This window comes from Streptococcus porcorum (assembly GCF_053203725.1).
In genome coordinates this window covers 1-1,170 of sequence record NZ_JBRUDG010000069.1, presented here as the reverse complement: position 1 = coordinate 1,170, position 1,170 = coordinate 1, and the positions used below count along the sequence as shown (strand labels likewise).

General features: G+C 39.3%; 1 tRNA gene, 2 rRNA genes and 1 pseudogene. 1 reads left to right on the top strand and 3 read right to left on the bottom strand.

What is annotated here, in order from left to right:
* Window positions 1-125: 125 nt before the first annotated feature.
* A pseudogene (locus ACVRWY_RS09550) lies at window positions 126-668 on the top strand (transposase); the annotation flags it as partial.
* A gap of 92 nt (window positions 669-760) precedes the next feature.
* Here ACVRWY_RS09550 and ACVRWY_RS09545 read toward each other — a convergent pair.
* From ACVRWY_RS09545 to ACVRWY_RS09535, 3 genes are all read right to left on the bottom strand, one after another.
* Window positions 761-833, bottom strand: a tRNA-Asn gene (locus ACVRWY_RS09545).
* A 4-nt stretch (window positions 834-837) separates the two neighbouring features.
* Window positions 838-953, bottom strand: a 5S ribosomal RNA gene (gene rrf, locus ACVRWY_RS09540).
* 91 nt (window positions 954-1,044) lie between these two features.
* Window positions 1,045-1,170, bottom strand: a 23S ribosomal RNA gene (locus tag ACVRWY_RS09535); the annotation flags it as partial.

Here is a 1,170-nt window from a genome sequence, read left to right as displayed (position 1 = left end):
AAATAGCGAAGATTTTGTGATATACTAGTCATGAGAAGATTCCTTTTTGATGAGTGGTGGTACTCTTATCATATCAGGGAATCTTCTTTTTGACTTCTAGAAGTCTCACATCTATTGTAACGCTACACCTGAGCCGAGCTATGATGTCAACTAGAATTGACATGATGAAAACATTTGATACACCTTCCCTACCTTATCGAGCCATGAAAAATCACTGGCGAATTCTTCAAAAAGATAGTCGTAAACTATCTCAGAACCTCTTTTATTCTCGCACCTTTGGACAAACCTTGACACCGAAAGAGGTTGTTCAGAAAACACTAGAGTTCTCAGACCAACTAAGATTCTATTATGACCTCTACCAGATTCTCCTCTTCCATTTCCAAGAGAAGAACTCGAACTATTTCTTCGAGCTTCTAGAAGACAACCTTAACCTTGTCAATCCTGCCTTCAAAACTGTTTTTTAGACCTTTCTAAAGTATAAAACTTATATCACGAACGCCATTGAACTACCCTATTCCAACGCTAAACTGGAAGCGACCAATAAACTCATCAAGGACATCAAGAGACAGGCTTTCGGGTTTAGGAACTTTAAGAACTTTAAAACTAAGATTTACATCACTTTGAATATTGAAAAAGAGAGGACGAATATCGTCCTCTCTAAGTGTTAGCTTTTCATCTATCTACTACAATTCAGTAAGAGATAAAAAATAGACAAATCAACCTAAATCTGTCTACTTCTCTTCTACTGACTAATCTATTACTCCGCCAACAGGGCTCGAACCTGTGACATCATGATTAACAGTCATGCGCTCTACCAACTGAGCTATGGCGGAATAAGCTAAGCGACTTCCTTATCTCACAGGGGGCAACCCCCAACTACATCAGGCGTACTAGGGCTTAACTGCTGTGTTCGGCATGGGAACAGGTGTATCTCCTAGGCTATCGTCACTTAACTATCGAATGGTTTGACCACTCAAAATTGAATATCTATACTCTATCAAGAAAACCGCACGCTGTCAATACTGACGTCGTTGAATTTTATCTTTGGATAAGTCCTCGAGCTATTAGTATTAGTCCGCTACACATGTCACCATGCTTCCACTTCTAACCTATCTACCTGATCATCTCTCAGGGCTCTTACTGATATAAAATCATGGGAAATCTCATCTT